This window comes from Kitasatospora sp. NPDC088391 (assembly GCF_044753345.1).
Taxonomy (GTDB): Bacteria; Actinomycetota; Actinomycetes; order Streptomycetales; family Streptomycetaceae; genus Kitasatospora.
Genome location: NZ_JBIVNB010000012.1, coordinates 17,553 through 42,384, shown reverse-complemented (window position 1 = coordinate 42,384; position 24,832 = coordinate 17,553). Strand labels below are relative to the sequence as shown.

Here is a 24,832-nt window from a genome sequence, read left to right as displayed (position 1 = left end):
CCTATCGGGTTGGCGCTGCCCGGTCGGCGGGCTGGGCAGCGGGGTGGTGGTGCCCCGGTTCGGCAACAGGCTCGCTGCCGCCGAACCGGGAGTTCGTGGGTGCCGGAGGGCGCGGATGGCCCCTGCCTCGGCCGGATGCGATCAGCAGGGTGACCAGCACCAGCAGCACCAGCAGCGCCACGGTGTAGGCCACGGCGACCGACTTGGGGGTGGGTGCTCCGTGAGAGGTGCGCTCGGTGGCGGCGCGGTACTCGTCCTGCTCGTCCACGGGTACCTACGCCGTCCGCTTCGCGTCGAGCGCGGCCCGCAGGGCGGCCCGGCGGCGGGGGGTACGCGCCCGGATGATGCAGTCGTCGCAGATGGGGTGCACGGTGCCCTCGGATTCGTCGGGCGCCTGAAGGGTCACCCCGGCGCAGACCAGCGTGTCCCGCCGGCACACCGAGCAGCACCCCCGGCGGTAGCCGTCGGGGCGGTCGTAGCTGTACTCCTCGCCCACCAGCCGGAAGGGCGGGGGCTTGTCCCGGCTCAACTCGCATCCTCCAAGTCGGCCAGGCGGACCAGGTCCGGGTGCTCGGCGGTGGAGCTGTTCCGGTCCACCCAGACGCAGCCGGAGAAGTTGCTCGGCAGGGGGGAGACCACGCCCGTCCACCCTTCGGTACGGTGGCGGACCGGTGCGCCCTGGCCTCCGTCGACCCTCGCGGCCTTCACAGTTGCGCCTCTCCATCAAGTCGTTGAACTGGCCTGTCCACGTACGCGGTTGCTGTCCGCCCGGGCTACACGGCACCCTGGCGGACCCGGCACGAGGGGCAGGTGCACGAGGACAGCACCGCGGACTTCTGTATCTCGCTGCCGAGCGAGGGTGCCGTGCCCTCGGCCTTCGCCTGTCGGTAGTCGTCCAGCGGCGTCCAGCCCGGCGGGGGCGCGTTCTTCTCGGCCTTGGTCGGCCCGGGGTCGACCTCGCGGTACACCCGGGGGGCGGTGCGGCGAGGCATTCGTGAGTCCTCGCGTCTGTCTCGGTGAACTTCTCGCTACTGTGCGTCCATGTCCGCCGCCCCGTTCATCAACGACGACGACGATCACGACGCCTGCTGGATCTGTCCCAGCCTCCGGCTCCCGGCCGGGGAGTTCGATGTGCTCGAACGCCCCAGCCGGGACTACCCGTTCAACCCGGCCGACGGCTTCCGGTACAACCGGGAGGGAGTCCCGGCCTGCGTACACGCCGACCGCATCGGGCTGCCTCCCGGCCGGTACGCGAGTGCCGGCCGGGACTTGCCGGAGGGCTAGAACGCGATGGCGTGCTGGCGCCCGCTGCGGCTGAAGCCGATCAAGTCGTACAGCCCCGCGAGGACGGCCAGACGGCGGTCGACCTCGGCCTTGTCGAGCCAGTACCGGGTCGGCGGTTCGGTGCCCCAGGCGGCCACGTACGCGGCGTGGGTGTACTTGCCGCCGGTGTAGTCGGTGTGTTCCTGGTCGGTCTGGTGGATCAGCGTGAAGCCGGTCCGCGCGGCGATGCGGGCGAGGAGCTGCGGCTGCGCGATCATCGCGTGCGTCATCTCGTCCACGGGCACGGGCAGCGCCAGCTCGGCGGCGGTCTCGCTGCCGGTCAGCGCGAAGGCCGCGGCCTTCAACGCGATGGCGCGCAGGCCCTCGGCGAACAGCGGGGCCTTGTCCGTGTCGAGGTTCCACTTGCTGACGACCGGGAAGCCGGTGAAGCACTGCCAGTCGGACGAGTATTCCAGGGTCGCGGCCTCGAACGCCGGGAACTCCGGGTCCGCCTGGATCGCCGTCAGGATCTCGCGGGCGCGCTCGCCGACCTTGCCGGCCGAGGGCATGGTACTGGTGGACATGCTGGTCCTCCTGCTGGTGGTTGATGTCGCTGCACCAAGTGAAAGACCCACGCAGTGTCCGGAACCAGAGCGGAAGTTGAGCGTTGATCAGGCATAATCAACGCGTTGTCAGGCTTGAGCTGGGCCTTCGGACTGAACGGGGGAGGCACACATGCCAGCGAAGAGACGAAGGCTTGCGGCCCGCCGGAAGGCGCTCGGTTACAGTCAGGACCGTCTGGCCGAACTGTTGGGGGTGGCAACATCCACCGTTGCTCGCTGGGAGGCCGGCGCTGACCCCCATGGATGGGTTCTTCCCAAGCTCGCCAGGGCCCTCAAGGTCACACCCGAGAATCTTGCGGACCTCTTGGTTCCCGAAGCGGCCCCTCCAGCCTTTCCGGCGGCTTCAACCGCCGCTATTCCCTCTGGGGACACCGACGACATGAAGCGCCGTGATGTTCTGAGCCTGCTGGCCGTAACAGGGGCTCTCATCTCCCTGCCAGAAATCGTTAATTCACCATCCCGTAACGGCGTATCTGCGGCGCTGGAGGAGTCCGGCCCGGAGCTGAATAAAGCCTTGTGGAAAACGTTCTCGCTTTCCGATTCAAAGCAAGATGTATATCCCTTGATCCGGCATCAGCTCGGGCTTCTTGCTAAGGGGTTGGAAGAAAGTCAGAGCAATGCTTCTCGCCAACTTTTGTGCTCTTTGGTCGGAGACCTCTATCAACTGGCTGGAGAAGTCTTCTTCGATGCCAACAGGTATTCCGATGCCGCTCAGTGCTATGCGTTGGCTGCCAACGCTTGCAGGGAGGCGGGCGCATTCGACATGTGGGCTTGCGCCTTGACGCGGCACGCCTTCGTGGAGCTGTACGAACGCCGCTTCACAGTTGCCGCTCCAATTCTGTCAGCAGCGGCACAGGTGGCTGAGCGAGGAGACAGCCAGTTGTCGACGCGCTACTGGGTGGCAGCGGTGCAGGCCGAGGTCTATGCAGGGCTTGGTGACTTTGATGCCGTTGGCCGAGCGCTCGACGCTGCCGAGGAAGTGCACAACCTTCCGGGGAAGCCGCACAACGGGGGCTGGCTTCGATTCGACGGATCGCGGCTCGCGGAGGAGCGAGGGACCTGCTACCTGGCCCTGGGGCGACCCGACTTGGCAGAACAGGCGCTGACTGCGGCACTCGCTCAGCAGCTCTCGCTGCGCCGCAGGGGGGCCGTACTCGCGGAGCTGGCGGCCCTCGGTGCCGAGCGCCGAGACCTCGACCAGGCGGACCACTACATCCGCGCTGCTCTTGATCTAGTAGGGCAGACCGGCTCGGGGTATGTCGGGAAAAAGCTGGAAGCCGTCAAGGCACGCCTAGTTCCGCTCATGCCTGATAGACGCGCCCTGGCGTTGCACCAGAAAATTTCGGCGCTCGACAGCGCCGCCTGACCGAGGAGCAGCACATGTCGACTGACGGGCAGTTTTTCCGCGAAGCATGGATCGCCGGTGTCTCGAAGTACTATCCCGGGGAGCCGAAGCCCGGGTATGTCGCCCCGTGGGAAGAAACGCCGGACTGGGAGCGCGAGTGTGCTGCCGCAGTTTTCGGCCAGGTCCGGGATTTCCTTCAGGTGAGTAACGGGAATGCTTCGAAACTTACCCGGGAGCAGAAGGGCCGGTTCGTGGCACTGTGCTGGATCGCGCAGATCTACAAGCACATCGAGAACCCCAAGCCGGGCTACGTCGCCGACTGGAGCGAACTTCCGTCCTGGCAACAAGAAACCGACTCGGACATCTTTGAGGCCATCGAGCAGGCGCTGACCTGACTCGGACCCTCGGCCCCTAGCCGTCGGGCAGGGGCCGAGGGGTACGGCGGAGTGGTTGATGTCAATATGTCATTTTTTTTGACATTCTAAAAATATCTATACATGCGCCTACAGTGGTGGGGCTCAACCCGAATCGGGCTCCGACACCCGGCATTCCGACAGCACGGCGGGGGCGGGGCCTGGTGCCACCCGGTACTGCTCTAGCTCGGCCGGCGGCGGGAGCGGAACGGTGATGGACAGTTCGATGGCGGCCACTCGGCGGGTGAGGTAGCCGCGTCGGCCGGCGGCGGCCCCCACCCACGCGCCAGCGGTGTTCCTGGGCATCCAGACGCCCCCGCGTTTCTCCACGGTGCCGATCTGTTCGCCCAGGCCGCGCACGACCCGGTAGAGCCCTCTGCGGCCCTCGTAGTCGAGTTCGAAGAGGCGTTCGTCCCAGCGGCCGTCGGGCAGCACGTTGTCCGGGTGAATGGTCAGGGGTGATTCCTTCCGTCGGGAGCGGTCGGGGTGGGGCCTGGTGCCAACGGTCGGCGAGGCCCCGGGCGGTCGGTCGACCGAGGACGGCGGGGGTGGGGTCTGGTGTCCGCTCCCCGATCTCGACTCCGTCGGCGAGTAGCTGCCGCACGGCGGCCCCGGCCTGGTGGCGGTAAGGGTGACGGGAGACGAAGTGCCCGTTCTCCCGGATCTCGTACATGTCCGTGGCGAAGTCGCGTTCGTTGAGGGCGACTTCCAGGCGACGGTCGTGGCCGGAGCCCGTGACAGTCCAACGGCCGGCACCCACCGCGGACCACGTCAGGGTGATGTCCGATCCGGTGCGGGCGCGCTCGGCACGCTCGCGCTCGGCCTGGGCGCCAGCGGCGCGCTCGCGCTTGGCCGCCAGCTCGGCCTGGTGCTGCTGTTCGGCGCGCTCGCGCACTCGCTCGGCCTCGGCACGGGTCTCGGCGCGCCACCGGTCCAGCTCGACGGCGCGCTGGCGGGCGGCCTCCTTGCGGCGGGCGGCCTCGTCGCCGCCGGGCAGCGGAGGCAGGGCCTCGGGTTCGTGGCGGGCGGGCCACGGCTGGGCGAGGTCGGCGCGGTGCTGGCGCCAGGCCGTGAGCATGGCGCGGCCGTCGGCGGTGGCCCACACTTCGCCGCGCTCGTCCTGGCGGAGGAACCCGGCGGCGAGCACCAGCTCGACCACGCGGCGGCGCACCCGGCGGCCCTTCGCGTCGAGCCGGGCTCCGGCCGGGACGAGGCGGTAGCCGGTGCCGTCCCACCAGACCCCGCCGTCGGGGTCCTCCCGGGTGGCCGCCGCGACGAGGTCGTACACGCGGGTCGTCCACCCGGACTTCTGGCGGGCCTCCTCGGTGCGCAGTGCGGCGACGAACCGACGGAAGTCCGCTTCGTGCTCGTCGGCGTGGAGCCGGGCGGCGAACCGAGCGTCGTCGCGGTGGTTGTGCTCGTCGCCGACCTGGGCCGGGCGGCCGGCGTACCGGTCGCCGCAGTCCAGGCACCACACCAGCCACCACCGCACCCGGGCGGTACCGCCGGGGCCGACCCCGACGGGGCAGGGGTTGAGCAACCCCCACTCCAGGGCGGTGCCGCCCCCGGGAATCCAAGGGGCGAGAGTGGGGGTGGGCACTGGTGTCTCCTGCCGGTGGTGCGAGGGGTGGGGCCTGGTGTCAGCGGGGCGGTGGTCAGTCGGAGCCGAGGGCGTCCAGCCACTCCCCGGCGTCCATGCCGTCGATGGTCGGGTGGGCGCCGCAGAATCGGACGTCCCGCGGTTCCAGTTCCATGCCGAGCGTCTGCGCGGCGTGCAGGATTTCGCGCACGACGAGGCCGCGGAAGGCAGAGACGGCGCGGGCCTGGGCGTCGTCGCCGAAGTAGCGGCGGGGCTGGTCGCCGGTCAGCATTCGGCCGGCGGGCCCGTGCGGCTGCCGCTCGACGGTCCACGTCCCCCGGCTGTCGGCGGTGGCGGTGAACCGGACGGCCAGCCGGGGCTGGTCGGGTCGGGCCTGCGGGTAGGTCAGGGTGTAGCGGGCGGTGGCGGGTGCGGCGGTAGCGCTGTTCACTGTGCTCCGTGCTGGTCGGGTGCTGGGCGTCAGGGCTGGACGAGCGCGGCGCAGGCCGTGCACAGCGGGTCGCCGTTGAGCGCCCAGTCGGAGAGCAGCGGGCTGTCCGGGGCGCACAGAGCGCGCCGCTCCGGCAGCGGGATGTCTGCGTTGGTGACGTGCGGGGCGCTGCCGGGGCTGGTGTAGCCGAAGGTCAGGTGCCGGGGCAGGTCCATGACCCGCAGCGGCTCGGGGATGACGTGCACGGGGTGTTCCTTTACGGGGACGGGGTGGGGCTTGGTGTCAACGGGCGCGTTCAGGCGTGGTCGGTGCGGAGGTGCCGCCGACGGGTCTCGTCCACGTAGGTCTTCGTGTCGCTGCGGGTGGACCACCCGCACGTGCAGGTCGCGGTGGAGTACGTCCGGCCGGGGCAACCCTCGGTGCGCGGCTGGCCCGAGCTGGTGTGCTTGTGGCTCGGCGGGCACTCGGTGTCGTCGGCGTGGTGGTCGGTGCGGGTGGTGCGCGGCTTGGTGACGGGGACGTCCGGCTTCGGCCGGCGGGTCCGGGGCGAGGTCTGGTGTCCCTCGCGCTCGCGGTCCTTGGCGGCCTTCTTCAGCCCTTCCCAGCGGGCCGCCTCGGCGGCCCACTCCTGTTCGTCGTGGGCGTCGCCGACCACGGGGTCCACCGCGTGGTGGAAGTGCGTTTCCCAGTCGGCCGCTACCAGGTCGGCGGCCTTGGCTTCTGCCGCCTCGTGGGTCTCGGCTTCGACGCTCACCAGGTGCACGGTGATGAGGTCCACGGGAACGATGTAGCGGGACATGCTGCTCTCTCCTGCGCTGCTCGGGGTGGGGCCTGGGGTCTGGCCGGGCCTCGGCACGGTCCGGACGGTGGTCCGGGCCGCACCGGGGCGGGTCAGGCCGCGAGCGCGGTGGAGTCGGCGAGCAGGCCGGGCAGGCACTCCTGGAGCAGGGCGGGGAACATCTCGGTGTCGCGGTCGCGCATCCACGGGTGGCCGGGGGCGGTGGCGATGGCGAACGGCTCCCCGCCGTCGGCGGGGACGACGACCCGGAACCGGGCGCGGGTCGCGCGGACGGCCGGGCGGAGCAGGCCGAGGACGCTGGGGTCGGTGTCGCTGGCGACGCCGTACCGGACCCGGCCGTCGGGCTCGGTCCAGCGCTGCCACCCCGCGCCAGGGGTGCGGGTGCGGCTGGGCTTGATCCGGGGGCGGGGCCCGGGACCGATCTTCACCGGGCTGCCGGGGCTGCTGAGCATCGGCAGGTCCAGCGCGGTCTGCACGGCCTTCGAGTGCTCGGCCTGTGCGCGGCGACCGGCCGGGGTGGTGATGGTGACGGCCTGGTGCCCGTCCTCGCCGGGCAGGCGGAGCAGGGTCGTCAGTTCGGTGGTGCTCACGGTGGCGCTGTTCCTTCGGTGGTGCGGGGAGGGTGGGGCCTGGTGTCAGCGCGCGGTCACGCGGCGGCCGGGAGCGCGTCCAGCAGCTCGGCGTCGTAGACCTGCATCTCGTTGGAGTGGCTGTAGCCGTCGTCGCGGGCGTCGCTCTCGAAGAGGTCGACGGCGGCGGCCTCGGCGGCTTCGTAGTCGTCGGCTTCGACCACGAAGCGGTACGACACGGTCTCGTCAATGTGGACGGCGAAGCGGGGCACGGTGGATCTCCTGCGGGTGGTGCGGGCGGGGGTGGGGCCTGATGCCGGCCGGGGCGGGGGCTGGTGTCAGCGGTCGGAGGAGATGACCCAGTCGTCGTAGCCGGTGTCGTAGGCGAACCACTCGCCGTCGTCGCCGCTCAGTCCGGCGGCTTCGGCCCAGGCGCGGAAGCCCGCGCGGCTGAGCCGGTAGGCCCGCAGCTTGCTCGCGTCCTCGGCTCCCTTGCCGTACGCGCGGCTGTCCGGCGTCCACTCGGGCAGGGGCTCCGACAGGTCGACCCACTTGGCGCGGATCACCGGGCGCCACACCACGCGGACGGTGCGGGCGGGGCGGGGCCACTCGATGGCGAGGGCTCCGCAGGGCTCGGGGGTGACGGTTGCGCCGTGGTGGAGGCTGTGGCGGGCGAGCCGCGAGGCGAGGACGTACGGCGGGGTGCTCGGGCTGTCGGGCTCGGTGGCGTAGGCCAATGCGCCGTTAAGAGCGGCGTAGTCGCCGAGCTGGAGGACGAGGGAGGAGTAGTCGGTGCTCACGGTGGCGCTGTTCCTTCGGTGGTGCGGGGCGGGTGGGGCCTGGGGCCAGCCACTCGGGGTGGGGCCTGGGGGCCACCCCGAGCGGGCAGGTCAGCCGAGCGGGATGCGGCCGACGACGCGGCCGACGGGGTGGGCCCTGGTGTAGTCGGCGCGGGCGGTGTGCCCGGCCTTGCTGAGCCTCCACGCGCCGGGGACGGTTCCGGGGGTGAGGTATCCGGCCTCGGCGAGTCGGGCGGTGGCGGTGCCGTCCGGGTCGGCGATGTTGGCCCCGATCCGGTCGCCGAAGACCCAGTGGGACAGGAGCGCGAAGTCCTTGGCGCTGATCAGCGGACGGTCTCCCGGGGTGTACTCCAACGCGGCTACGAGCGCTTCGAGTTCGGTGGTCAGGGTGAGCAGCAGGTCCCGGCTGTCGTGGGCGCGGGCGGTGCCCATCTCGTCCACGTCGCCCATGTACTTGTCGTCAGCGGGCTGCTCGGCGGCGGGGTTGGCGTCGTAGGTGGGGATGGTCTCGAACGAGGCTTCCCATTCCCGTTCGTGGCGGTGGACGCGGGCAACGAGGGCTTCGAGCCGGGCAATGGTGGTGTTCACGGTGGCGCTGTTCCTTTGGTGGTGCGGGGAGGGTGGGGTCTGGTGTCAGCAGTCGGAGCCGTGGAGCCGGTTCTCCGCCGCGCAGATCAGGTCTCCGAGCTGCTGGCCGAACTGCTCGGGGGCGGGGGCTTCACAGGTGCTGCACGCGGTCTCGGCGTACTCGATGTCCAGGCCGAGGACCGAGAGGGCCGGGGGCAGGTCGCCGTGTGGGTGGGCGACCCGCAGGAACACGGGGGCGGTGATCACGAGGGTTCCGCCGCACGGGCAGCGGAGGGTCTGGGGCTCGGAGGTCACAGCACGATCCCCGCAACCTGGGTGGTGCCCCGGGCGACCAGGGCGGCCACGGCCCTGCCGATCTCGTCGTCCGCCGCGTAGCCGCACCGGCCGCAGCGGACGGCGGCGGTTCCGGTGGCGAACCCGTCGACGTACACCAGCGGGGTGCCGTCGGGCTGTCGGCGGATGCACAGCCACAGGCGTGCGTCGGCTTCCATGAAGTAGCCGCAGAAGCGGCAGGTGTAGACGTCCAGTTCGACGCCTTCGGGGAGGCGGTGCGGGTCGGTGATGGTGGGCATGGTTGCGCTGTTCCTTCGGTACGGGCGGGGGCGGGGCCTGGTGCCTGAGTGGGCACGGCGGGGGCCGGACGGGGGTCCGGCCGCCACCGTGTCGGCTCAGACCGTGATGCCGGTCAGCGCGCTGTCGAACGGGCACATGGCGTCGGTGATCAGGCGGTCCAGGTACTCGCCAGCGGCCTGCCCGCAGTCGGCACAGCTGACGGTCGACGCTTCGACGCCGACGCCGTACACATCCAGGTAGGGGCTGCCGTCCTCGCGGCGGGAGACGTTGAACCAGAGCGGTGCAGCGGCCTCCAGCTTCCCGCCGCAGAACTCGCATCCGAACTCGTCGGTGGTGGCGGTGACTTCAGGGTTGGGGAACTCGGCGACGATCTCGGCGAACTGCTCGGCCGTCTCGTTCGGGGTCGGGTTGGGGGTGTGCTCGGCCATGGCGCTGTTCCTCGGGGTCGGGGTGGGGTCTGGTGCCTGTGCACCCTTGGCGGGGGCCCGACGGGCGGGAGTCGGGCCGCCACCAGGGGCGCACAGCTCAGACGGAGCGGAAGACGTGGCCGCCGGTGTGGATGTAGTCGCAGTGCCAAGCGATCATGTCCAGCGCGGGCCGCCACCCCCGGCAACTCTCCATCGCGGCGCGGTACTCGGCGTCCATCTCCATGAGCTGGTCATGTGCGAAGTCCTCCAGGTCGTCCCACTCGCCGCAGTAGGCGTCTTCGAAGGTGTCGACGGCGTACTCGGCGCTGCCGACGTGCGCGGCGTAGGCGGTGAGGGCTTCCAACTCGGCGACGACTCCGGCGTCTTCGGCAAGTTCGGTCAGGTATTCGGCGGTGCGGCTCACGGTGGCTCTCTCGGGTCGGTGCGGCGGTGCGGGCGGGGGTGGGTGTCAGGCGGCGTCGGGGTCCTCGAACAGCTCATCCAGCAGGATGTCCAGGCCCCGGGCGAACTCCGGGTCGTGGCGCATGTCGCGGAACGCGTCGAACATCGCGGATACGTCGTCCGGGTGGTCCATCCCGAGTCGGGCGAGACGAGGCCAGTAGCCGGACAGGCGGATCATGTCGGCGCGGGTCATGATGGCAATTCCGTTCTTTGGTACGGGAGTTGATAAGTTGAGGGGGTGGGGCCTGTTGCCTACGCGGCCCGGCCGTAGACGGCGCTGTAGCCCTCGGCGCTGCCCCGGACGATGGCGCGGACGTCGTCGCGGTACGCGGCTCCCTGGCGGGTGGCGTAGCCGTCCAGGTAGGGCCGGAGCACGGCCGTGAGCGGTTCGCCGGTGGTCCAGCCGGACCCGCCCGCCAGGGTCGCGGACGTCCAGTGCACGGGCGGGCAGGACTCGGCCAACGCGCAGTCACGGCACAGGGGTTCACCGGGTCGGGCGTCCATCGGGGTCAGCCACTCGTCGCAGTCGGAGCACTGCGCGTAGCCCATGCCGGACAAGGCGTCTTCGATCATGGTCATGGTGATCTCGCCCGGGGACGGGAAGTCGAGTTCGCGGAGCACGTCCTCGCCGTCGACCCCGTCCGGCAGACCGACGGGCGACCCTTCGATCTCTTCGACCATGGCGGCGTGTTCGCGCTCGCTGTGGTCTTCGTCGTCCAGCAGGGGGTATCCGGCCAGCGCGTCCGCGATCCGGCGTGCGGCGTCGCTGGCCAGGAACGAGTCGGCGTCGTACATGATCCCGTCGCCGGTTGCGTCCCACAGCGTCCCGCAGACCCCGGCGGCGTCACCCATGATCCGGCACGCGGCAGCCCAGTTGGACTGTGCGCGGAGCGCTTCCGCCTCGTGCTGGTACCAGCCTTCCCCGTCCTCCAGTAGGGCCCCCGTGCCGTCCAGCACCATGCCTATCCGGGCCCATCCGTGGGCGTCCGCTTCCGACTCCATGCGGGTCACGAAGTCGTACCGGTGGCAGTGCTGACCGGTGGCGGAGAGGAGTTCGTCAGTCAGGGTCGCGCTCATGATCAGTTCCTAGCGATGGTGCGGGTCGGTAAGGTCAACGGGCCTTCGTGTCAAGCCAGTTGCAGGCATACGCGCTGCCCTGGTCGCAGGCGTCGCGCATCGCGTCGGACCACCCGTCGTTGAAGGCTGCGACCTGCCCGGAGACGGACGCGGCCGATTCGGCAGTGGAGTGCCCAACTGCCCACCCGTCAAAGGCTGTTGCGGCCAACAGGGCAAGGGCGGCCAGCACTCGGCGGGGGTTCATCGCGGGTTCTCCGGGGGTCGAGTCGGGGCGGTCAACGGGAGCGGCGGCCTCGGCGCGGACGGCGCGCGGCCTCGGCGCGGTCGCGGTCGTACGGACCGACCGGCGCGGGGGTGGCGGCGGCCGGTTCCGGCGCGGCCACGGACGGGCCCTGTACGGCTCGCCGGACCAATCCGGGCACCTTGCCCACCCAGTGGGCGAGAAGGGCGGCCAGAAGGGCGGCGGCGGCCCCTCCGCCCCAGTTGTGCGTCTGCCAGGGAGACCCGGCCAGCAGCATGGCCGCACCCAGGGCGGCGGGGGTGAGGTACTTACGCATCGTGGTCACTCGTTCCGGTCGGTCGTTCGCTTGCAGGGCCAACACTGCACCAGTGCATCAGTGAATGTCCAACGGTGGATGAGTGATGGTCGTCACATCAATGCGGCTCTCGCTCTGCACTTGATCGAAGGGTGCGCGAGTAGGCGAACGCGCAGCAAAAGGCAAGCTCAGCAGGCTAGTTGAGGCATCGATCACAGCGGCGGCGAGGGCTTGACCGGGCGCGACCCGGGGGGGTACTCCCGCGCGCGTTCCTTCATTGCCCGGGGCGTCATAGCAGCCGAGATCCGATACGAACGCCGGCCGACCCCTTCTTCTCGGTGATATACGCAGCGTGACCAGCAGTAATGAACTCAGTGCCACGCACTGATTGCGGAGAGTGAGGTCGCGGGCGTCGGCGGTGTTAACCGCCCCCGCTTAATACATGTGGAGGCCGCTCCGCGCGCGTGCGCGCAAACCGCTGCTGCGGCACCCCGGCCGGCCTCCTCCCGCAGCCCCGCCAGGACACCGCTCCCCGCCGGCACTCTCTCCCCGGCCGAGGTCGAGCACCTGGCGGGGCCCTGCGCTTCAAGGAGGCCCGCCTGCACGCGAGTTCGCGCCGCGTGGCGCCCCTGCCCCCGCACTGGACCCGCCTCCGCCGGGCGGTGATGAACCGCGACGCCTGGCGCTGCCAGCACATCCGCTACGACACCGGCGAACTGTGCGGCGAGCCCGCGCGCCACTGCGACCACATCGTCCCCGCCTCCGAAAGCGGCTCCGACGACCCCGCCAACCTCCGCGCCCTGTGCGACTGGCACGTCCTGCGCAAGGACTCCGCCGACGCCGGCCGAGCCCGCAAGCGGGCCACCGCGGACCGCTGGCAGCCCGCCCGAAACCTCCGTCGCCACCCCGGGGAGGTTCGTTGATCGACCCGACCGAGAAGGACGCGGGCAAGATCCGCGCCGTGCTGATCGCCCTGTACGAGACCGAGTTGGACTTGGAGCCGACGGACCTCGCGCTGATCGATATCGCCGCGCCGATGCTCGCCCGCGCTGCCCAGCTCGACGCCGTGGTCAAGCGCGAGGGCCAGATGATCCCCGGTGGCAACCGCGCCGGCATGTTCGTCCTGCACCCCGGCATCGCGCAGGCCCAGACCAACCGGGCCAGCGCGGCCGGTCACCTCGCCAAGATCCGCGGTGAGGGCGAGGGCCCGAAGCGCGGCCACAACGCCCGCGACGCCGTGGGCGCCCGCTGGGGCAACCGAGTCTGAGAAAGGGGCCGCCGTGGCACGCCGTAAGACCCGGGCCTCCGGCCCCTCGGACGAGTCGCTGCGCATCGCGCGGACGATCGTCTACTACGAGGCGTGCCTCGACCGCGAGGTCCCGCACGCCGTTGCCCGCGAACTGTGGGCTCACGACATGACCACGCCCTTCGCGGCCGGTGAGCACGTCTCCGCTGACGCTGCTCGGCTACTTGAGGCTCGCGCACGCCGAGAGGCACGTGGCGCCGGATAGAAGAGATCAGCTTTCGTCCGGAGGGGGAGATTCACCCTGAATGCGTAGTTGCTCACGCTTGGTCTCTTCGGTGATTTCAAGCCGACGAGTCTCAGCTTCGATTTCTGCCTTGCGGATCTCGGTCCGGGACTCAATCTTCGCCTTGGCGATCACGCTGGCGGCCCCTGCCGCAGCGGTCAGACTAGCGAGCACTTCAGCAGGAGGCATCGCCGTTGCGGGAAGGTTCACCTCCGCATGTTCGTGCCGCCGCATCCTGATTCGCTTTACCGCGGCGCGAATCATTCTCGTCCAACTTGACTCTGACGTCGGTGACATGGCGTCAGCTTAGGTGTTCTCGAAGCGCGTGGGCAGCAGATGCCCACGCGCCGATTGGTGGAGCGCTATCAGGAGGTGGCCGTCCTGACCATCACCTACGAGCCGGTGCGCACGATCCCGGACGACGTCCCGCACCCGCACCGCACCCTCGCGGGCGAGCTGCTGCGCTGGTCAGCGCACGCCTTCCGGCCGGACTGGAAGTACACCCCCGAGCAGTGCCGCATCCTGGCGCGCTGGTACGAGCTGCGCGACGACGCCGTGCCGGAGGACCCGAACGACCCTGAGACCTGGGGCCGGTCGTTCCGCTACGAGTCCGGCACGCTGCGCCGCCTGAAGGGGTGGGGCAAGGACCCGAAGATGGCCAGCGTCGCGGCGATGGAGTTCGTCGGTCCGTGCCGCCTGGTCGGCTTCCGCGCCGACGGCTCGCCGATCGGCGGCCCGCCGCAAGAGGCGTGGGTGCAGATCTTCGCCACCGCGGCCGGCCAGAACGTCAACACCATGTCGGCGCTGTCCACGATCTTCAGCCAGGCCGCCATCGACCGGTACGCGATCAAGCTGGGCCAAGAGGTCTGCTACGCCTCGCAGACCGACACCGACGGCCGCCAGTGCCGCCTGGAGGCGAAGGCATCGAGCTTCCGCGCCGCCGAGGGCGGCCGACCGAGCTTCGCCCTGCTCAACGAGACCTGGCACTGGGTGGAGGGCAACCACGGCCCCCGCCTGGCGGCCACGATCCGCCCGAACGCCACGAAGGTGGGCGGGCGGACGATGGAGATCACGAACGCCCCGGTGATCGGTGAAGAGTCGGTCGCCGAAGGCACCTGGTACGCCTTCGAGAAGCAGCGCGACGGGATCAACCGCGACGCCGGTATCTACTACGACTCGGTGGAGGCCCCGCCCGGGGTCGATCTCGCCGACGAGCAGCAGCTCCGCGCTGCGATCCTGTGCGCGCGGGGCGACTCGGTCTGGATCAACCCGGACCGCGTGATGAAGGACATCTGGTCGGCGTCCACCACCGAGGACGAGAGCCGCCGGAAGTACCTCAACCAGCTCTCCAGCCACGATGACGCCCTGGTCGACCGCGACACCTGGGACCTGGCCACGGTCGAGCCCGCCGACGGCCTCAAGGCGGGCGAGCGCATCGTGCTCGCCTTCGACGGTGGCAAGACGGACGACTCAACAGCCCTTGTCGGCATGCGAGTTCGGGACAAGCTGGTCCAGAAGCTCGCGCTGTGGGAGAAGCCCGACGGCCCGGCTGGCAAGACCTGGGAAGTCGACGGCACCGAGGTTAACGACATGGTGGCCCACACCTTCCGCAAGTACACCGTCGTCGGCTTCTTCGCCGACATCGCGGGCTGGGAGTCGTACGTCGCCGACTGGTCGGAGAAGTACGGCAAGCACCTGCTGATCAAGGCGTCCGGCCGTTCCTCGGTCGGCTTCGACATGCGCGGCAACCAGCGTGAGATCACCACCGAGCACATGGCGATGGTGGGCGCGATCGAGACGGCGGCGCTGCCGCACGTGCGCGACTACTCGCTGACCCGCCACACCCTCAACGCCCGCAAGCGCCCCAACCAGTACGGCATCAGCTTCGGCAAGGAGTCGCGCGAGTCGCGGCTCAAGGTCGACCTGTACGCCGCGATGGTGCTGGCCTGGATCGCCCACCGCCGCCTCACCGAGAGCGGCAAGCTCAAGCCGCAGAAGCGGCCCGGAACGCTACAGACCCGAGGAGGGTTCTGATGTCCCTCCCCGCCGTCCTCCAGCGTGCCCGGCACGCGAAGGGCCTGGTCGACCGCGACCAGGAGCGCCTGGACCTGGTCGACCGGTACGCCCGCGGCCTGCACCGCGCGCCGTGGATGCCGGCCAAGGCGAACGCCGAGTTCAAGGACCTGGTGAAGCGCTCGATCGTGAACGTCTCCGCCCTGGCGGTGGAGGCCCCGTTGAACGCGTTGCGCGTGCAGGGCTTCCGCAAGCCGGGCAGCGGTGAGAACGCCTACGAGTGGCGGTACTGGCAGAAGAACCGGCTGGACGAGCGGCAGAACGCCGTCCATCGCGCCGCGCTCACCTCCGGGGCCGCGTACGTGGTCGTCACCCCCGACCCGCGCAAGGGCCGCAAGGAGCCGCTGATCCGCGCCTACGACGCGATCAGCACGGTGGCCGTCTACGTCGACCCGGCGTGGGACGAGTTCCCCGTGTACGCGCTGCACGTGCCCGAGCAGCAGCCGGACGAGCACCGCACGCTGGCCTTCCTGTGGGACGACGTGGCGAAGTACACCGTCGACCTGGAGGCCGAGCCGGAAGCCGCGGTGCTCACCACCGAGCCGCACGGCATGAACGTCTGCCCGGTGGTCCGGTTCTCCCCGGCCGTCGACCTGCGGGGCCGCACCCGGGGCCTGGTGGAGCCGCTGATCGTCTCGCAGGATCGCCTCAACCAGCAGACGCTTTCGCTGCTGCTCAACGAGCACTGGGGCGCGCACGCGATCCGCTTCGCCACCGGCCTCGCGCCGGCCGAACGCCTCGACCCCGAGACGGGCGACCCGGTCCGCGACCCGGAGACCGGCGAACCCGTCTACGACGTCCCCTCGCTGGACCCCTCCACCCTGCTGATGGCACCCAACTCGGACGCCAAGTTCGGGCAGCTCCCGGCGATGCCGACCGGCGATCTGCTGGCCTCCCGCCGTCAGACCGTCGAAGAGATCATGGGCCTCGCGGACGTCCCCCCGCACTACCTCGCCGGGTCGAACCTCGTGAACTTGAACGCGGACGCCCTCGCGGCAGCCGAGACCTCGTTCAAGCGGTTCCTGTCCACCCTCCAGGACTCGCTGGGCGAGTCCTGGGAGTCGGTGTTCCGGCTGTGCGCGGTCGCGGCCGGCCGGGGCGAGATCGAGCAGGACGAGAGCCAGGTCGAATGGGCCGAGAAGGCAACCCGCTCCCTCGCCCAGGCCGCTGACGCGATGGTCAAGCTCATGCAGGCCGGAGTGCCGCTCAGCGTCGCGCTGCGCAAGATCCCCGGCTTCTCGCAGGCCGACATTGACGAGGCGGTGAAGGCCGCCGAGGAAGCCGCCCGCAAGGCGGAGGCCGCCGAAGCCGAGGCCCTGAAGCAGCAGAAGGAGGCGACGGCCGGTGGCGTGGACTCCCCGAACCGCCGAGATTCTGCGGGCGGTGGCCGCGTACCAGCTCGCGCAGGAGCGGCTGGCCGGTGAGTTCGCCGCCCGCTGGGCCGAGGTACTGGCCGCCGTCGAAGCCCGCGAGCTCGCGGGCGCGCTGACCGAGCTGGAGACCGAGTACGCGGCGGCGATCAGCGAAGCCGCAGCGGCCTCCCGCGTCCTGTCGATCGCCTTCTACCGGCTGGTGCGGGCGCTGGAGACCGGCCGCGTGATCGGCGGCCCCGGCTACCGACCGGCCTCCTCGCTCGGCTCGCTGTGGGCGGACTTCAACAGCTTGACGGGCAAGCGGACCGGCTCCGGACCGCGCGAGCCTCTGCCCGTCGACACCCGCAACCCCTTCCCCGCCGCCGACCTGGCGCGCGAGGCCCGCAGGGCCGAGGAGGCGTTCCGTCAGGAGGTCGCCGACCGCGTCGAGCGCCACGAGCGCGAGCGCGGCCGGCAGGGCTCCGCCGCCCTCGGCGACGCCGAGCTGCTGGCCTGGGAGCGGGAGTTCCTGGACGCGCTGCGCACCGGCAGCAGCGGGGCGGGCGGGATGCTCGTCCAGGACGGCGGCCGGAACATGATCCACAACGCGCTGCAGGACGACCCCGGGGCGCTCGGCTACTACCGCAAGACCGACGCGAGCCCCTGCTACTTCTGCGCGCTGATGGCCTCCCGGGGCGCGGTCTACAAGTCCCGGTCGACGGCCGCGTTCGGCGCTCACCCGCACTGCCACTGCCAGGCCGTCCCGATCTTCTCCCGCCGCTACCAGCTCCCCGCCGAGAACGACCGGTACGCCCGGATGTGGCGCGAGTTCGGGGGCGGGTCGCTGGCCGACTGGCGCACCTACTACCGCAAGACAACGACGACCTAGGAGAGCCGTGCCCGAGACCCCCACGCCCGAGACCCCGACCCCGGCCGAGGCGATCCCCGGCGGCGTGGTGAACCCGGCCACCCCGCCCGCGTCCGAGCCCGAGCAGCCCGAGGCCCCCGCCGCGGAGAGCACCGAGCAGACCCCGGCCGCGCCCGCTCCGGTCGAACCGGACTACAAGGCGCTGTACGAGAAGATGCAGGCCGACCTGGACGCCACGCGCGAGCGCTCCACCGAGGCCGGTGTCGAAGCGGACGAGCTGCGCGCCCAGGTCGCCCAGCTCCAGGAGCAGGCGCTCCGCGACCGGATCGCCGCCGAGTACGCCCTTCCGCCGGTCCTCGCCGCCCTGGTCCAGGGCGCCGACGAGGCGGCCGTCCGCGCGCACGCCGAGCAGCTGGCCGCCGTCGCCGCGCCGAAGCCGCTGCTGGGTGCTGGCGGGCTGACCCCGCACGCCGAGCCCGACCCGTACAAGGGCCTCGCCGAGAAGCTGCGCCAGCGCCGCTACGGCATCTGATTCCACCCGCCCCCGCCTGAGCCGCCCTACCCCCGGGGCGGCTTTCCGTCTCCCCGAGGAACAGCGCCATCTCTCTCAACCCCGCACGTGCCAACGCCTTCCAGAACCCGGACAAGCTGGTCCAGGTGGCCCTGGCCAACCTGAAGGACTCCGTGGTCTTGGCCGGCATGTTCGACCGCCGCCCGGCCGAGCAGTTCGTCAACGCCACCGGCCAGGTCATCAGCATCCGCCGCCCCGCCCGCCTGAAGGGCGCGGAGGAGGCCATCGACGCCAAGCGCAAGTTCAACGACACCTCCACCTGGATTCAGTCGGAGAACCTGAACGAGGGCCTGCTCGAAGTCCGCCTCGACACCCACGCCTACTCCGCGGTGGACCTCTCCGACGCCGAGCTGTCGCTCGACCTCCTCAGCTTCGGCGAGCAGGTGATGGTGCCGCAGATCGACACCATCACCGAGCGCCTGGAGCGCAAGGTCGCCACGGCGATGGAGCAGTTCCCGGACGTCGCCGCCGCCGCGAAGATCCCGGTCGACCTCACCAAGGCCACCACCGACGAGGCGGCCGGCCAGATGATCCGCAAGGCGCTCGCCCGCCTGCGCGTCCAGCTCAACAAGGAGAACGTGCCCGCCGAGGGCCGCACCGCCGTGCTCGGCAGCGAGGCCGCGTTCTACCTGCTGAACGCCTCCTCCATCCTCAACGCCGCCGAGCACGCCGACGGCGGCGCAGCCCTGAAGGAGAGCACCCTCGGCCGGGTCCACGGCTTCCGCCTGGTGGAGTCCACCTCCGACACCCTCAACCCGATGGGCGTCTACGCCTTCCACCGCTCCGCGATCCAGCTCGTCTCCGGCGCGCCGAACGTCCCGGAGTCCGCCAAGGGCGGCCGGACCAGCGCCGAGGGCTTCTCGCTGCGCTGGATCAAGGACTACAACTCCGGTGCGGCGATGGAGCGTTCGTTCCTCTCCTCGTACTGGGGCGCCACCCTGGTCACCGACCTGAAGAAGGGCGAGACCGACTGGTCGAAGCCTGCCAACATCGTCAAGGTGCGCGGCATCAAGGTCGCCTTCACCGGCGAGCCGAAGCTCGCCCCGGCCGCGTGACGGCAGCCGGGCTGACGGTCGACGCGCTGTTCGCCCGGCTCGGCCGCCCCGCCCCCGCACCGGATACCCCGGACTGGGCGCGGGCGTCGGCTGCCCTGGAGGATGCGTTCTGGGTGATCGCCGCCACCGGCCACCCCGCGTGGTCGCCCGAGCGGCACCCGCCCGTGATCCGCACCCTGGCCCTGGCCGTCGCCGACCGCCGTTTCCGCAACCCGGAGTCCTACGTGCAGGAGCAGGCCGGAGAGGTGTCCTACCGCATGGCGGACGGCTCTCCGGTGGGCCTCGCCCTGACCCGGGGCGAGGTCGCGCTGATCGAGCGGGTGGCCGGCCGGGGCGGGCTTCGCTCCGTCCAGGCCCGCCGCGAGGTCGTCTCGCGCGGCATGCGTACGGGCTACCCGTTCCCGTCCCCCGAGGACTGGCGGGGTGCCGCGTGAGCCTGCTGGAGCGTGGCCGCACCCCCGTGACCGTGCACACCGTCCGGTACGTCGATGACGGCTACGGCGACCGCCGGCCGACCGCCGGGCCCTCCGCCACCTACTCGGCCTGGGTCGCCCCCGTCGGCGACGCCGCAGGCTGGCGCGCCCCCGTCGGCGCACAGGTCGGCTGGTCCCCGCCGATCCGCCGCAAGATCGTCCTTCCGCCGCACGCGGTGATCGACAAGTGGTCCGCCGTGGAGTTCGCCGACGAGGGCGACCCCGGCACCCGCTGGACCGTGGTCGACGCCCCGCGCGCCCACCACGGCGCTTCCGACCGCCTGCGGTTCGTCACCGTGATCGTGGAGGGAGGCGGCCAGAGTGGCGGAGATCCGTCCTGACCTCGACGCCGTCATAGCCGGGCTCCCCGGCGTGATGGGCGCCCTCAAGCTTCAGGCCGAGGAACGCGCCGCCCGGGTCGTGGCGAAGGCCGCGCTGCACATCGACACCGGCGAGTTCATCGCCGGAATCAAGGTGAAGCGGCACGCCAAGGGCTACGCCATCGTCAACGAGGACCCGCTCGCCGCACACAAGAACTGGGGCGGCTTCAACGAGCGGGCGCACCGACACGTGGACGGCATCCACGCGATGGAGGCCGCCCTGTGGTGACCCGCGAGCCGTACCTGATGCCCGACTCCGAACGCCTCGTCCTGGAAGCCCTGCGCACCGTGCTACCCGAGCACCGCTGCGCGGTCTACCTGCCCACCGACTGGCAGCCCGCGCTGCGCAAGACCGGCGGCCTGGTGATCGCCCGCCGGGTCGGCGGCGTGATGCGCGACAAGCGGTACGTGGACGAGGGCATGTTCGTCGTCCAGACCTACGCCACCAGCCGCGCCGACGCCTCCCTACTGGCCCGCCGCGCCCGCGCCGGCCTGGTCCGCCTCTGCTTCGAGCAGTTCGGCAACGCCGAGGGCTACCTCTCCCGCTTCCGCGAGGCAACCGGCCCGTTCGCCACCACCGACCCGATGACCGAGGCGCAACCGGAGTTCTACCGGTTCTCGGCCAACTACATGATCACCACGAGGCCCCGCTAGCGGGCCGGAAAGGAGTCAGCGATGGCTGCTGACGACGCCCCGGTCCTGGTACCGGGCACCGGATACATCTACGTCGCCCCGCCGGGCACCGCCCTGCCGGACCTGAGCAAGCCGGGCTTCGACCCGAAGGACAACACCAAGTGGGGCCCCGAGGGCCTGACGTGGAAGTCCATCGGGAACACCTCGCTGGACAACGGCATCGAGATGTCGGTCGACGGCGACGAGCCCGAAGTGCTGGGGAGTTGGCAGAACAAGAGCCTCAAGACCACCGACCCCGGCAAGACCTACGCGGTGTCGATCAACCTGTCCGACTTCACCGCGGAGTCGTACAAGCTCTACTACGGCACCGACAAGGGGCTCGACTCGAAGGGCCTGTTCTCCATCCCGACCAGCCCGGCCGCGCAGAACCGCGCGCTGCTGGTCGCCGCCGTGGACGGCACCAAGGCCGTGGTCTGGCACTACCCGAAGACCAGCATCATCGGCGCGGACTCCGTGACCATGGACCCGGCCGCGCTCGGCGAGATGCCGGTGAAGGCCACCGTCGTGGCCCTCAACCAGTCGACCCCGCTCGGCACCGTGACGCCCGTCTTCGACCTCGACGCCGGACTTCAGTCCGCCGCCTGATCTTCCTCGGCCGGCAGCGTTGGCCGGGCTGGCGGCTGGCCTTTCCGCAGCTCCGCCTGAACCTTGCGGATCGCACGAATCGAGATGATCGTGTCTTCGCTCAGCGACGGAATCCACCGCCTTAGCACCACGCGGAGAACGGTCACCAACCCGGCGGCACCGAGGACAACAGGCGCCAGCCAACCAGGAACCTGCACCACAACTCCCTTGCTCTAAAAGCAGATCGGGAGCTGACCTGTTCTTTGGCAGGCTCGACCCGACCTACCCCAATGGATAAGTCATCAGTCGAGATCTGCCGGTGCAGGTCTCTCGGGTACAACCGCTTGGCCTTCAAGGGCCAAGCAAGAAACCTCTGATGGTTCGGATCGAGTGCTTCCTCACGGGGCACTTCCCGATAACACCGGCTACCGGGTTAGTACCCCTCGTGAGGGCGGGTGCTTGCCGAGCACCCAACGGCGATAGGGGTCCGACTTGCGGGAGTAGCCATCTCCCGCACCCGTAGTTTCCTGATCTACCGTCAGCTCTGTCAAACCACCTGGAGAAAGACCCTCTTGACCACCCTGAACTACGCGGACCTGGACGCCGAGGCGCGCCGGACCGAGCACGGCACCGGCCTGCCCTTCGTCGCCAAGAACGGCAAGAAGATCAAGCTGCGCACCATCGAGACGCTGCCCGGCGCGGACCTGAGCGCCGCGCTCGCGCTGCTGGACCTCGTGCAGTCGAAGAAGGTGTCCAACGAGCGCCGGATCGGCGCGATCTCCGGTCTGCTGGTCGCGGTCGCGTCGCACAAGAAGGCCATGCGGGAGACCGTGGACGCGCTGCCGCTGCCGGAGCAGATGAAGGTTCTTGAGGGGTGGATGGAGCACGCCGCACCGGGGGAAGCCGCGGCCTGATCAGGCTGCTGGACAGCCACGGCGCGGAGATCACCGCCGACCTGCGGCGCTTCTACGGCGTCGATGTCCTGGACTGGTTCCGGGGCCGGCACTCCGCCCGCTACGTCCTCGCCCTGATCGGGACGCTCCCCGACGACTCCGCCACGGTCGCCGCGATGCGCGGGGGCCGCGAGGCCCTGGGCTGGGACGCCGGGACGTACGTCCTGGCGGACCTGGTGGATGCCGTCCAGGCGCTCACCCACGTTCAGGTCGCCAAGGCGGCGAAGAACCCGCGGACGGTCGAGCGGCCGAAGCCGTACCCGCGCCCGTACGCCAAGAAGGCCCGCCGGCCGACCGGCGCCAGCAACCCCTTCTCCGCCGCGCTCCAGCGCGAGGTCGGCGAGGGTGGCGGCCCGGCCGTCGCCGAGCCTCTTTCCCCCCATGCAGAAACGTTCCGCCTTCCGGCGGCCGTGCTCGCGCGCTCCGCCGCGCCTGAGCGGCCCGCGCCGGTCCGACTCACGTAGGAGGTGAGCCTGTGGCCGGTCCCGGCGGCAAGGAAGCCGGGCGCGTGCACGTTCGGGTGCTGCCCGACACCTCGGACTTCCGCCAGCGCCTCAAGCAGTACCTGGAGATGCTGGAGAAGTACACCAAGCTCTCCGTCAAGCTCAACCTCGACACCACGGGCGTCAGCGCCCGACTGCGGGAGCTGACTCAGGACCGCACCACCCGGGTCAACGTCTTCGCCGACACGGCGGAGGCCGCGGCCCGGATCGCCGCCCTGACCCGGGAGCGACGAACCCGGGTCGGTGTCGACGCCGACACCGACCCGGCCGAGGCCCGGGTGCGCGCGTTCACCGGCCGCCGCTGGCGGCTGGGTGTCAACGTCCACCTTGCCCGGGGCGGCGTCGACCGGGTCAAGGGCGGCCTTCGAGAGATCGGTTCGGGGGCCGCCGAGTTCGCCCGCAACTTCGGGCGGCTGTTCACCCTCTCGATCAGCCAGACGGCGTCCGCGCTGGAGGGCATCGGGTCGGGCATCAGCTCGGCCGCCCAGGGCACCCTGGGCATCGCGGCCGGCCTCGCCCAGTCGGCCGCTGCGGCTCTGCCGCTGCTGGTAGCGGTAACCGCCATCGCCTCCTGGGTGACGGTCGTCGCCTCCGGGCTGATCGCCGTCATCGCGCTGGCGGCGCTGCCGGTCCTGCCGATCGGCCTCGCGGCCATCGCGGCGGCCGGCGACATGCGCACCCTCGGCAAGAAGGCCGAGGAGGCGATGCAGGCCGCCAGCGAGGCGCTGAAGCCTGCAACTGCCGCCATCCGCACGGAACTTGGCGGAGCACTACGCGACGTCGTCGGCTGGTACCGCCAGGCCCAGACCGAAGTCAAGGCGTTCTTCGACGCCGGGGCGCAGTTCGTACGCCCCATGGTGGGGTCGATCACCGACTTCGCCGATGTCCTGCTGCCGAAGCTCACGGCAGCGATGTCCACGCCCGGGATGCGGGCGTTCACCGAGCAACTGCCCGTCGCGCTGGTCGCGCTCGGGGCCGCGCTCGGGGACTTCTTCCTCACCCTGTCCAACGGGGGAGCCCAGCTCCAGGTCATCCTGGGCCCGCTGGTCGGCCTGCTCGACGCCTTCCTTCAGGGAGTCGCCTCCCTGGCGGTCGCCTTCGCTCCCGAGATCGCCGCGTCGATCTCGTGGTTCGCGGACACCCTCCGCGATTTTTTCGGCGTCTTCCGGGACAACGCGCAGGCAACTGCCCTGATGATGAGGGTAGTTGACATCGGCCTGCGCGCCCTCGTGATCGCCTTCGCGGTCACGATGGGCGCCTGGGACCTGCTGGCGAGCGGAGCTGTGGCCGCCTGGCACGGCATCCAGGCAGCCTGGGACGGGGTGACCTCCGCCACGGCGTCGGCCTGGTCGTCCGTGAAGTCGTGGACGTCCGATACCTGGTCCTCCGTGAAGTCGTGGACCTCCGAGTCCGCCAGCTCGGCGGCCTCGGCCGTCTCCGGAGCGTGGAGAAACGTTTCCTCTTGGACGGCGTCCACCTGGGCCGACGTGACGTCGTGGACGGCATCGGCCTGGTCGTCGGTGGCCTCCACCACGTCGTCGGCGGCCAGCTCCACGGGCTCGGCCGTCGCCACGGCCTGGCGGAACGTGCGCCAGTGGACCTCCGACGCCTGGGACGCCTGCGTGCGAACCGTTGCCTCGGCCTGGTCGACCATCACCTCCGGGGTGTCCACGGGGATCAGCGAGACGGTCAAGTTCGTCTCAGCACTCCCCGGCCAAATCCTGGGTGCCATAGGCGATTTGGGCCACCTGCTGTACGACAAGGGCAAGTCGGCGATCCAAGGACTGCTCGACGGCATGAAGTCGATCAGCGTCGGCAACGTCGTCTCCGGCATCGTCGGGTCACTCAACCCGTTCAAGGCCAGCGCCGCGGCCCCCGCCGCCGCGCCGCGCTCGCTGGCGGCCACGCCGATGATGCTCGCCGCCATGCCCGCCGCCGCGTACGCGAGCCCGCTGGAGCAGGCACTCCGCCCGGTCACTTCCGAGCTGCGCGGACTGGACAGCTACGGCTACGGCCGCCGCGCCGCCGCGAGCCTGCGCCCCCAGGAAGCTCCCGCGCCCGACCGGGCCCGCTCCGCACCGCAGATCACCGTCAACGCCACCACCAACGCGAATCCCCACGAGATCGGCAAGGCCATCGCGTGGGAGCTGAAGACCTCGGGGAGGTAGCAAGATCGGGGCTCTCTCCCCACCCTTCGTCAGCGACGTCACCGCCCACACCGCCCGGATCTTCTTCGAGAAGAGGCCGGGCGCGTGGACGGACGTCGAAACCACCAACACCGCCACGGGCGCCACCCACTACGACGGCGAAGACCCCGACTGGCCGGGCTCCGC

General features: G+C 70.7%; 39 protein-coding genes. 18 read left to right on the top strand and 21 right to left on the bottom strand.

Annotation, left to right across the window (positions count from 1 at the left end; all coding sequences use genetic code 11):
- Position 1 precedes the first annotated feature (1 nt).
- From ACIQBJ_RS29340 to ACIQBJ_RS29330, 3 genes are all read right to left on the bottom strand, one after another.
- Complete coding sequence (locus ACIQBJ_RS29340; RefSeq protein ID WP_400716475.1) at positions 2-268, bottom strand: hypothetical protein; 267 nt, start codon at positions 266-268, stop codon at positions 2-4.
- Between the two features lie 6 nt (positions 269-274).
- Positions 275-529, bottom strand: coding sequence for a hypothetical protein (locus ACIQBJ_RS29335; protein ID WP_400716473.1), 255 nt, complete (start codon positions 527-529; stop codon positions 275-277).
- Positions 530-773: 244 nt separating this feature from the next.
- Positions 774-992 carry a hypothetical protein gene (locus tag ACIQBJ_RS29330; RefSeq protein WP_400716471.1) on the bottom strand — a complete coding sequence of 73 codons (219 nt, stop codon included), beginning with the start codon at positions 990-992 and terminating at the stop codon, positions 774-776.
- Between the two features lie 49 nt (positions 993-1,041).
- On the opposite strand from ACIQBJ_RS29330, the gene ACIQBJ_RS29325 reads away from it, so the two are divergent.
- Positions 1,042-1,284 carry a hypothetical protein gene (locus ACIQBJ_RS29325; RefSeq protein ID WP_400716469.1) on the top strand — a complete coding sequence of 81 codons (243 nt, stop codon included), beginning with the start codon at positions 1,042-1,044 and terminating at the stop codon, positions 1,282-1,284.
- Here ACIQBJ_RS29325 and ACIQBJ_RS29320 read toward each other — a convergent pair.
- Positions 1,281-1,847 (bottom strand): hypothetical protein, encoded by a 567-nt coding sequence (locus ACIQBJ_RS29320; RefSeq protein ID WP_400716467.1) that lies wholly within the window; start codon positions 1,845-1,847, stop codon positions 1,281-1,283. The genes ACIQBJ_RS29325 and ACIQBJ_RS29320 overlap by 4 nt on opposite strands.
- Positions 1,848-1,998: 151 nt before the next feature.
- Between ACIQBJ_RS29320 and ACIQBJ_RS29315 the strand changes: the two genes are divergently transcribed.
- Together ACIQBJ_RS29315 and ACIQBJ_RS29310 are read left to right on the top strand one after the other, a co-directional pair.
- The gene (locus tag ACIQBJ_RS29315) at positions 1,999-3,252 is read left to right on the top strand and encodes a helix-turn-helix transcriptional regulator (protein WP_400716465.1); all 1,254 of its coding nucleotides are present in this window, start codon (positions 1,999-2,001) and stop codon (positions 3,250-3,252) included.
- A gap of 14 nt (positions 3,253-3,266) precedes the next feature.
- The gene (locus tag ACIQBJ_RS29310; protein ID WP_400716463.1) at positions 3,267-3,626 is read left to right on the top strand and encodes a hypothetical protein; all 360 of its coding nucleotides are present in this window, start codon (positions 3,267-3,269) and stop codon (positions 3,624-3,626) included.
- A gap of 61 nt (positions 3,627-3,687) precedes the next feature.
- On the opposite strand, the gene ACIQBJ_RS29305 is transcribed toward ACIQBJ_RS29310, so the two are convergent.
- From ACIQBJ_RS29305 to ACIQBJ_RS29235, 15 genes are all read right to left on the bottom strand, one after another.
- Entirely contained in the window at positions 3,688-5,244 is a 1,557-nt protein-coding gene (locus tag ACIQBJ_RS29305; protein WP_400716461.1) for a hypothetical protein, read from the bottom strand.
- Between the two features lie 55 nt (positions 5,245-5,299).
- Positions 5,300-5,674: a hypothetical protein gene (locus tag ACIQBJ_RS29300; RefSeq protein ID WP_400716459.1), complete on the bottom strand. Its 375-nt coding sequence runs from the start codon at positions 5,672-5,674 to the stop codon at positions 5,300-5,302.
- Between the two features lie 29 nt (positions 5,675-5,703).
- Positions 5,704-5,919, bottom strand: a complete 216-nt coding sequence (locus ACIQBJ_RS29295) for a hypothetical protein (RefSeq protein ID WP_400716457.1) — start codon at positions 5,917-5,919, stop codon at positions 5,704-5,706.
- A gap of 50 nt (positions 5,920-5,969) precedes the next feature.
- Positions 5,970-6,473, bottom strand: coding sequence for a hypothetical protein (locus ACIQBJ_RS29290; protein WP_400716455.1), 504 nt, complete (start codon positions 6,471-6,473; stop codon positions 5,970-5,972).
- Positions 6,474-6,565: 92 nt separating this feature from the next.
- A complete protein-coding gene (locus ACIQBJ_RS29285) occupies positions 6,566-7,063 on the bottom strand; it encodes a hypothetical protein (RefSeq protein WP_400716453.1) in 498 nt (165 codons plus the stop codon).
- Between the two features lie 56 nt (positions 7,064-7,119).
- Complete coding sequence (locus ACIQBJ_RS29280; protein WP_400716451.1) at positions 7,120-7,314, bottom strand: hypothetical protein; 195 nt, start codon at positions 7,312-7,314, stop codon at positions 7,120-7,122.
- A gap of 66 nt (positions 7,315-7,380) precedes the next feature.
- Complete coding sequence (locus ACIQBJ_RS29275; protein ID WP_400716449.1) at positions 7,381-7,842, bottom strand: hypothetical protein; 462 nt, start codon at positions 7,840-7,842, stop codon at positions 7,381-7,383.
- Positions 7,843-7,932: 90 nt separating this feature from the next.
- The gene (locus ACIQBJ_RS29270; protein ID WP_400716447.1) at positions 7,933-8,430 is read right to left on the bottom strand and encodes a hypothetical protein; all 498 of its coding nucleotides are present in this window, start codon (positions 8,428-8,430) and stop codon (positions 7,933-7,935) included.
- A gap of 45 nt (positions 8,431-8,475) precedes the next feature.
- The gene (locus tag ACIQBJ_RS29265; protein ID WP_400716445.1) at positions 8,476-8,676 is read right to left on the bottom strand and encodes a hypothetical protein; all 201 of its coding nucleotides are present in this window, start codon (positions 8,674-8,676) and stop codon (positions 8,476-8,478) included.
- Between the two features lie 44 nt (positions 8,677-8,720).
- Positions 8,721-9,002, bottom strand: a complete 282-nt coding sequence (locus tag ACIQBJ_RS29260; protein ID WP_400716443.1) for a hypothetical protein — start codon at positions 9,000-9,002, stop codon at positions 8,721-8,723.
- A gap of 96 nt (positions 9,003-9,098) precedes the next feature.
- Positions 9,099-9,431 (bottom strand): hypothetical protein, encoded by a 333-nt coding sequence (locus ACIQBJ_RS29255; RefSeq protein WP_400716441.1) that lies wholly within the window; start codon positions 9,429-9,431, stop codon positions 9,099-9,101.
- A gap of 97 nt (positions 9,432-9,528) precedes the next feature.
- Positions 9,529-9,834 carry an antirestriction protein ArdA gene (locus tag ACIQBJ_RS29250; protein ID WP_400716439.1) on the bottom strand — a complete coding sequence of 102 codons (306 nt, stop codon included), beginning with the start codon at positions 9,832-9,834 and terminating at the stop codon, positions 9,529-9,531.
- Between the two features lie 45 nt (positions 9,835-9,879).
- Positions 9,880-10,065, bottom strand: a complete 186-nt coding sequence (locus ACIQBJ_RS29245; RefSeq protein ID WP_400716437.1) for a hypothetical protein — start codon at positions 10,063-10,065, stop codon at positions 9,880-9,882.
- A 59-nt stretch (positions 10,066-10,124) separates the two neighbouring features.
- The gene (locus ACIQBJ_RS29240) at positions 10,125-10,949 is read right to left on the bottom strand and encodes a hypothetical protein (RefSeq protein WP_400716435.1); all 825 of its coding nucleotides are present in this window, start codon (positions 10,947-10,949) and stop codon (positions 10,125-10,127) included.
- 275 nt (positions 10,950-11,224) lie between these two features.
- On the bottom strand, positions 11,225-11,506 hold the full coding sequence (locus ACIQBJ_RS29235; RefSeq protein WP_400716433.1) for a hypothetical protein: 282 nt from the start codon (positions 11,504-11,506) through the stop codon (positions 11,225-11,227).
- Positions 11,507-12,105: 599 nt separating this feature from the next.
- Here ACIQBJ_RS29235 and ACIQBJ_RS29230 point away from each other — a divergent pair.
- Together ACIQBJ_RS29230 and ACIQBJ_RS29225 are read left to right on the top strand one after the other, a co-directional pair.
- Positions 12,106-12,408: an HNH endonuclease gene (locus ACIQBJ_RS29230; protein WP_400716431.1), complete on the top strand. Its 303-nt coding sequence runs from the start codon at positions 12,106-12,108 to the stop codon at positions 12,406-12,408.
- Positions 12,405-12,752, top strand: a complete 348-nt coding sequence (locus ACIQBJ_RS29225) for a hypothetical protein (protein WP_400716429.1) — start codon at positions 12,405-12,407, stop codon at positions 12,750-12,752. Before ACIQBJ_RS29230 ends, ACIQBJ_RS29225 begins: the two co-directional genes overlap by 4 nt.
- Positions 12,753-13,002: 250 nt before the next feature.
- On the opposite strand, the gene ACIQBJ_RS29220 is transcribed toward ACIQBJ_RS29225, so the two are convergent.
- Complete coding sequence (locus ACIQBJ_RS29220) at positions 13,003-13,224, bottom strand: hypothetical protein (RefSeq protein WP_400716427.1); 222 nt, start codon at positions 13,222-13,224, stop codon at positions 13,003-13,005.
- A 144-nt stretch (positions 13,225-13,368) separates the two neighbouring features.
- Between ACIQBJ_RS29220 and ACIQBJ_RS29215 the strand changes: the two genes are divergently transcribed.
- The 10 genes from ACIQBJ_RS29215 (at position 13,369) to ACIQBJ_RS29170 (ending at position 21,064) form a co-directional block, all read left to right on the top strand.
- Positions 13,369-15,048, top strand: coding sequence for a terminase (locus ACIQBJ_RS29215; protein WP_400716425.1), 1,680 nt, complete (start codon positions 13,369-13,371; stop codon positions 15,046-15,048).
- Complete coding sequence (locus ACIQBJ_RS29210; protein ID WP_400716423.1) at positions 15,048-16,511, top strand: phage portal protein; 1,464 nt, start codon at positions 15,048-15,050, stop codon at positions 16,509-16,511. The genes ACIQBJ_RS29215 and ACIQBJ_RS29210 overlap by 1 nt, the downstream gene beginning before the upstream one ends.
- The gene (locus ACIQBJ_RS29205; RefSeq protein ID WP_400716421.1) at positions 16,471-17,328 is read left to right on the top strand and encodes a hypothetical protein; all 858 of its coding nucleotides are present in this window, start codon (positions 16,471-16,473) and stop codon (positions 17,326-17,328) included. Before ACIQBJ_RS29210 ends, ACIQBJ_RS29205 begins: the two co-directional genes overlap by 41 nt.
- 7 nt (positions 17,329-17,335) lie before the next feature.
- Entirely contained in the window at positions 17,336-17,839 is a 504-nt protein-coding gene (locus tag ACIQBJ_RS29200; protein WP_400716419.1) for a hypothetical protein, read from the top strand.
- 125 nt (positions 17,840-17,964) lie between these two features.
- Positions 17,965-18,933, top strand: coding sequence for a P22 phage major capsid protein family protein (locus ACIQBJ_RS29195; RefSeq protein WP_400716417.1), 969 nt, complete (start codon positions 17,965-17,967; stop codon positions 18,931-18,933).
- A complete protein-coding gene (locus tag ACIQBJ_RS29190; protein ID WP_400716415.1) occupies positions 18,930-19,367 on the top strand; it encodes a hypothetical protein in 438 nt (145 codons plus the stop codon). Before ACIQBJ_RS29195 ends, ACIQBJ_RS29190 begins: the two co-directional genes overlap by 4 nt.
- A complete protein-coding gene (locus ACIQBJ_RS29185) occupies positions 19,364-19,747 on the top strand; it encodes a hypothetical protein (RefSeq protein WP_400716413.1) in 384 nt (127 codons plus the stop codon). Before ACIQBJ_RS29190 ends, ACIQBJ_RS29185 begins: the two co-directional genes overlap by 4 nt.
- Complete coding sequence (locus tag ACIQBJ_RS29180; RefSeq protein WP_400716411.1) at positions 19,728-20,015, top strand: DUF5403 family protein; 288 nt, start codon at positions 19,728-19,730, stop codon at positions 20,013-20,015. The genes ACIQBJ_RS29185 and ACIQBJ_RS29180 overlap by 20 nt, the downstream gene beginning before the upstream one ends.
- Entirely contained in the window at positions 20,012-20,440 is a 429-nt protein-coding gene (locus ACIQBJ_RS29175; RefSeq protein ID WP_400716409.1) for a hypothetical protein, read from the top strand. Before ACIQBJ_RS29180 ends, ACIQBJ_RS29175 begins: the two co-directional genes overlap by 4 nt.
- 21 nt (positions 20,441-20,461) lie before the next feature.
- On the top strand, positions 20,462-21,064 hold the full coding sequence (locus tag ACIQBJ_RS29170) for a hypothetical protein (protein WP_400716407.1): 603 nt from the start codon (positions 20,462-20,464) through the stop codon (positions 21,062-21,064).
- Here the strand turns inward: ACIQBJ_RS29170 and ACIQBJ_RS29165 are convergent.
- Positions 21,049-21,264, bottom strand: coding sequence for a hypothetical protein (locus ACIQBJ_RS29165; protein ID WP_400716406.1), 216 nt, complete (start codon positions 21,262-21,264; stop codon positions 21,049-21,051). The two genes, ACIQBJ_RS29170 and ACIQBJ_RS29165, sit on opposite strands and share 16 nt — an antisense overlap.
- 351 nt (positions 21,265-21,615) lie before the next feature.
- Between ACIQBJ_RS29165 and ACIQBJ_RS29160 the strand changes: the two genes are divergently transcribed.
- From ACIQBJ_RS29160 to ACIQBJ_RS29150, 3 genes are read left to right on the top strand one after another with little or no spacing between them, the layout of a single operon-like run.
- Positions 21,616-21,957 carry a hypothetical protein gene (locus tag ACIQBJ_RS29160; RefSeq protein WP_400716404.1) on the top strand — a complete coding sequence of 114 codons (342 nt, stop codon included), beginning with the start codon at positions 21,616-21,618 and terminating at the stop codon, positions 21,955-21,957.
- Positions 21,918-22,460 (top strand): hypothetical protein, encoded by a 543-nt coding sequence (locus ACIQBJ_RS29155; RefSeq protein ID WP_400716402.1) that lies wholly within the window; start codon positions 21,918-21,920, stop codon positions 22,458-22,460. Before ACIQBJ_RS29160 ends, ACIQBJ_RS29155 begins: the two co-directional genes overlap by 40 nt.
- Before the next feature lie 11 nt (positions 22,461-22,471).
- Entirely contained in the window at positions 22,472-24,667 is a 2,196-nt protein-coding gene (locus ACIQBJ_RS29150; RefSeq protein WP_400716400.1) for a hypothetical protein, read from the top strand.
- Positions 24,668-24,832 lie beyond the last annotated feature (165 nt).

What these genes read in the sequence shown, in the direction of transcription:
- ACIQBJ_RS29325 (WP_400716469.1), top strand. Translation starts at nt 1,042, where the DNA reads ATGTCCGCCGCCCCGTTCATCAACGACGACGACGATCACGACGCCTGC.
- ACIQBJ_RS29290 (WP_400716455.1), bottom strand. Translation starts at nt 6,473, where the DNA reads ATGTCCCGCTACATCGTTCCCGTGGACCTCATCACCGTGCACCTGGTG.
- ACIQBJ_RS29170 (WP_400716407.1), top strand. Translation starts at nt 20,462, where the DNA reads ATGGCTGCTGACGACGCCCCGGTCCTGGTACCGGGCACCGGATACATC.
- ACIQBJ_RS29320 (WP_400716467.1), bottom strand. Translation starts at nt 1,847, where the DNA reads ATGTCCACCAGTACCATGCCCTCGGCCGGCAAGGTCGGCGAGCGCGCC.
- ACIQBJ_RS29310 (WP_400716463.1), top strand. Translation starts at nt 3,267, where the DNA reads ATGTCGACTGACGGGCAGTTTTTCCGCGAAGCATGGATCGCCGGTGTC.
- ACIQBJ_RS29330 (WP_400716471.1), bottom strand. Translation starts at nt 992, where the DNA reads ATGCCTCGCCGCACCGCCCCCCGGGTGTACCGCGAGGTCGACCCCGGG.
- ACIQBJ_RS29315 (WP_400716465.1), top strand. Translation starts at nt 1,999, where the DNA reads ATGCCAGCGAAGAGACGAAGGCTTGCGGCCCGCCGGAAGGCGCTCGGT.
- ACIQBJ_RS29235 (WP_400716433.1), bottom strand. Translation starts at nt 11,506, where the DNA reads ATGCGTAAGTACCTCACCCCCGCCGCCCTGGGTGCGGCCATGCTGCTG.
- ACIQBJ_RS29245 (WP_400716437.1), bottom strand. Translation starts at nt 10,065, where the DNA reads ATGACCCGCGCCGACATGATCCGCCTGTCCGGCTACTGGCCTCGTCTC.
- ACIQBJ_RS29255 (WP_400716441.1), bottom strand. Translation starts at nt 9,431, where the DNA reads ATGGCCGAGCACACCCCCAACCCGACCCCGAACGAGACGGCCGAGCAG.
- ACIQBJ_RS29240 (WP_400716435.1), bottom strand. Translation starts at nt 10,949, where the DNA reads ATGAGCGCGACCCTGACTGACGAACTCCTCTCCGCCACCGGTCAGCAC.
- ACIQBJ_RS29260 (WP_400716443.1), bottom strand. Translation starts at nt 9,002, where the DNA reads ATGCCCACCATCACCGACCCGCACCGCCTCCCCGAAGGCGTCGAACTG.
- ACIQBJ_RS29210 (WP_400716423.1), top strand. Translation starts at nt 15,048, where the DNA reads ATGTCCCTCCCCGCCGTCCTCCAGCGTGCCCGGCACGCGAAGGGCCTG.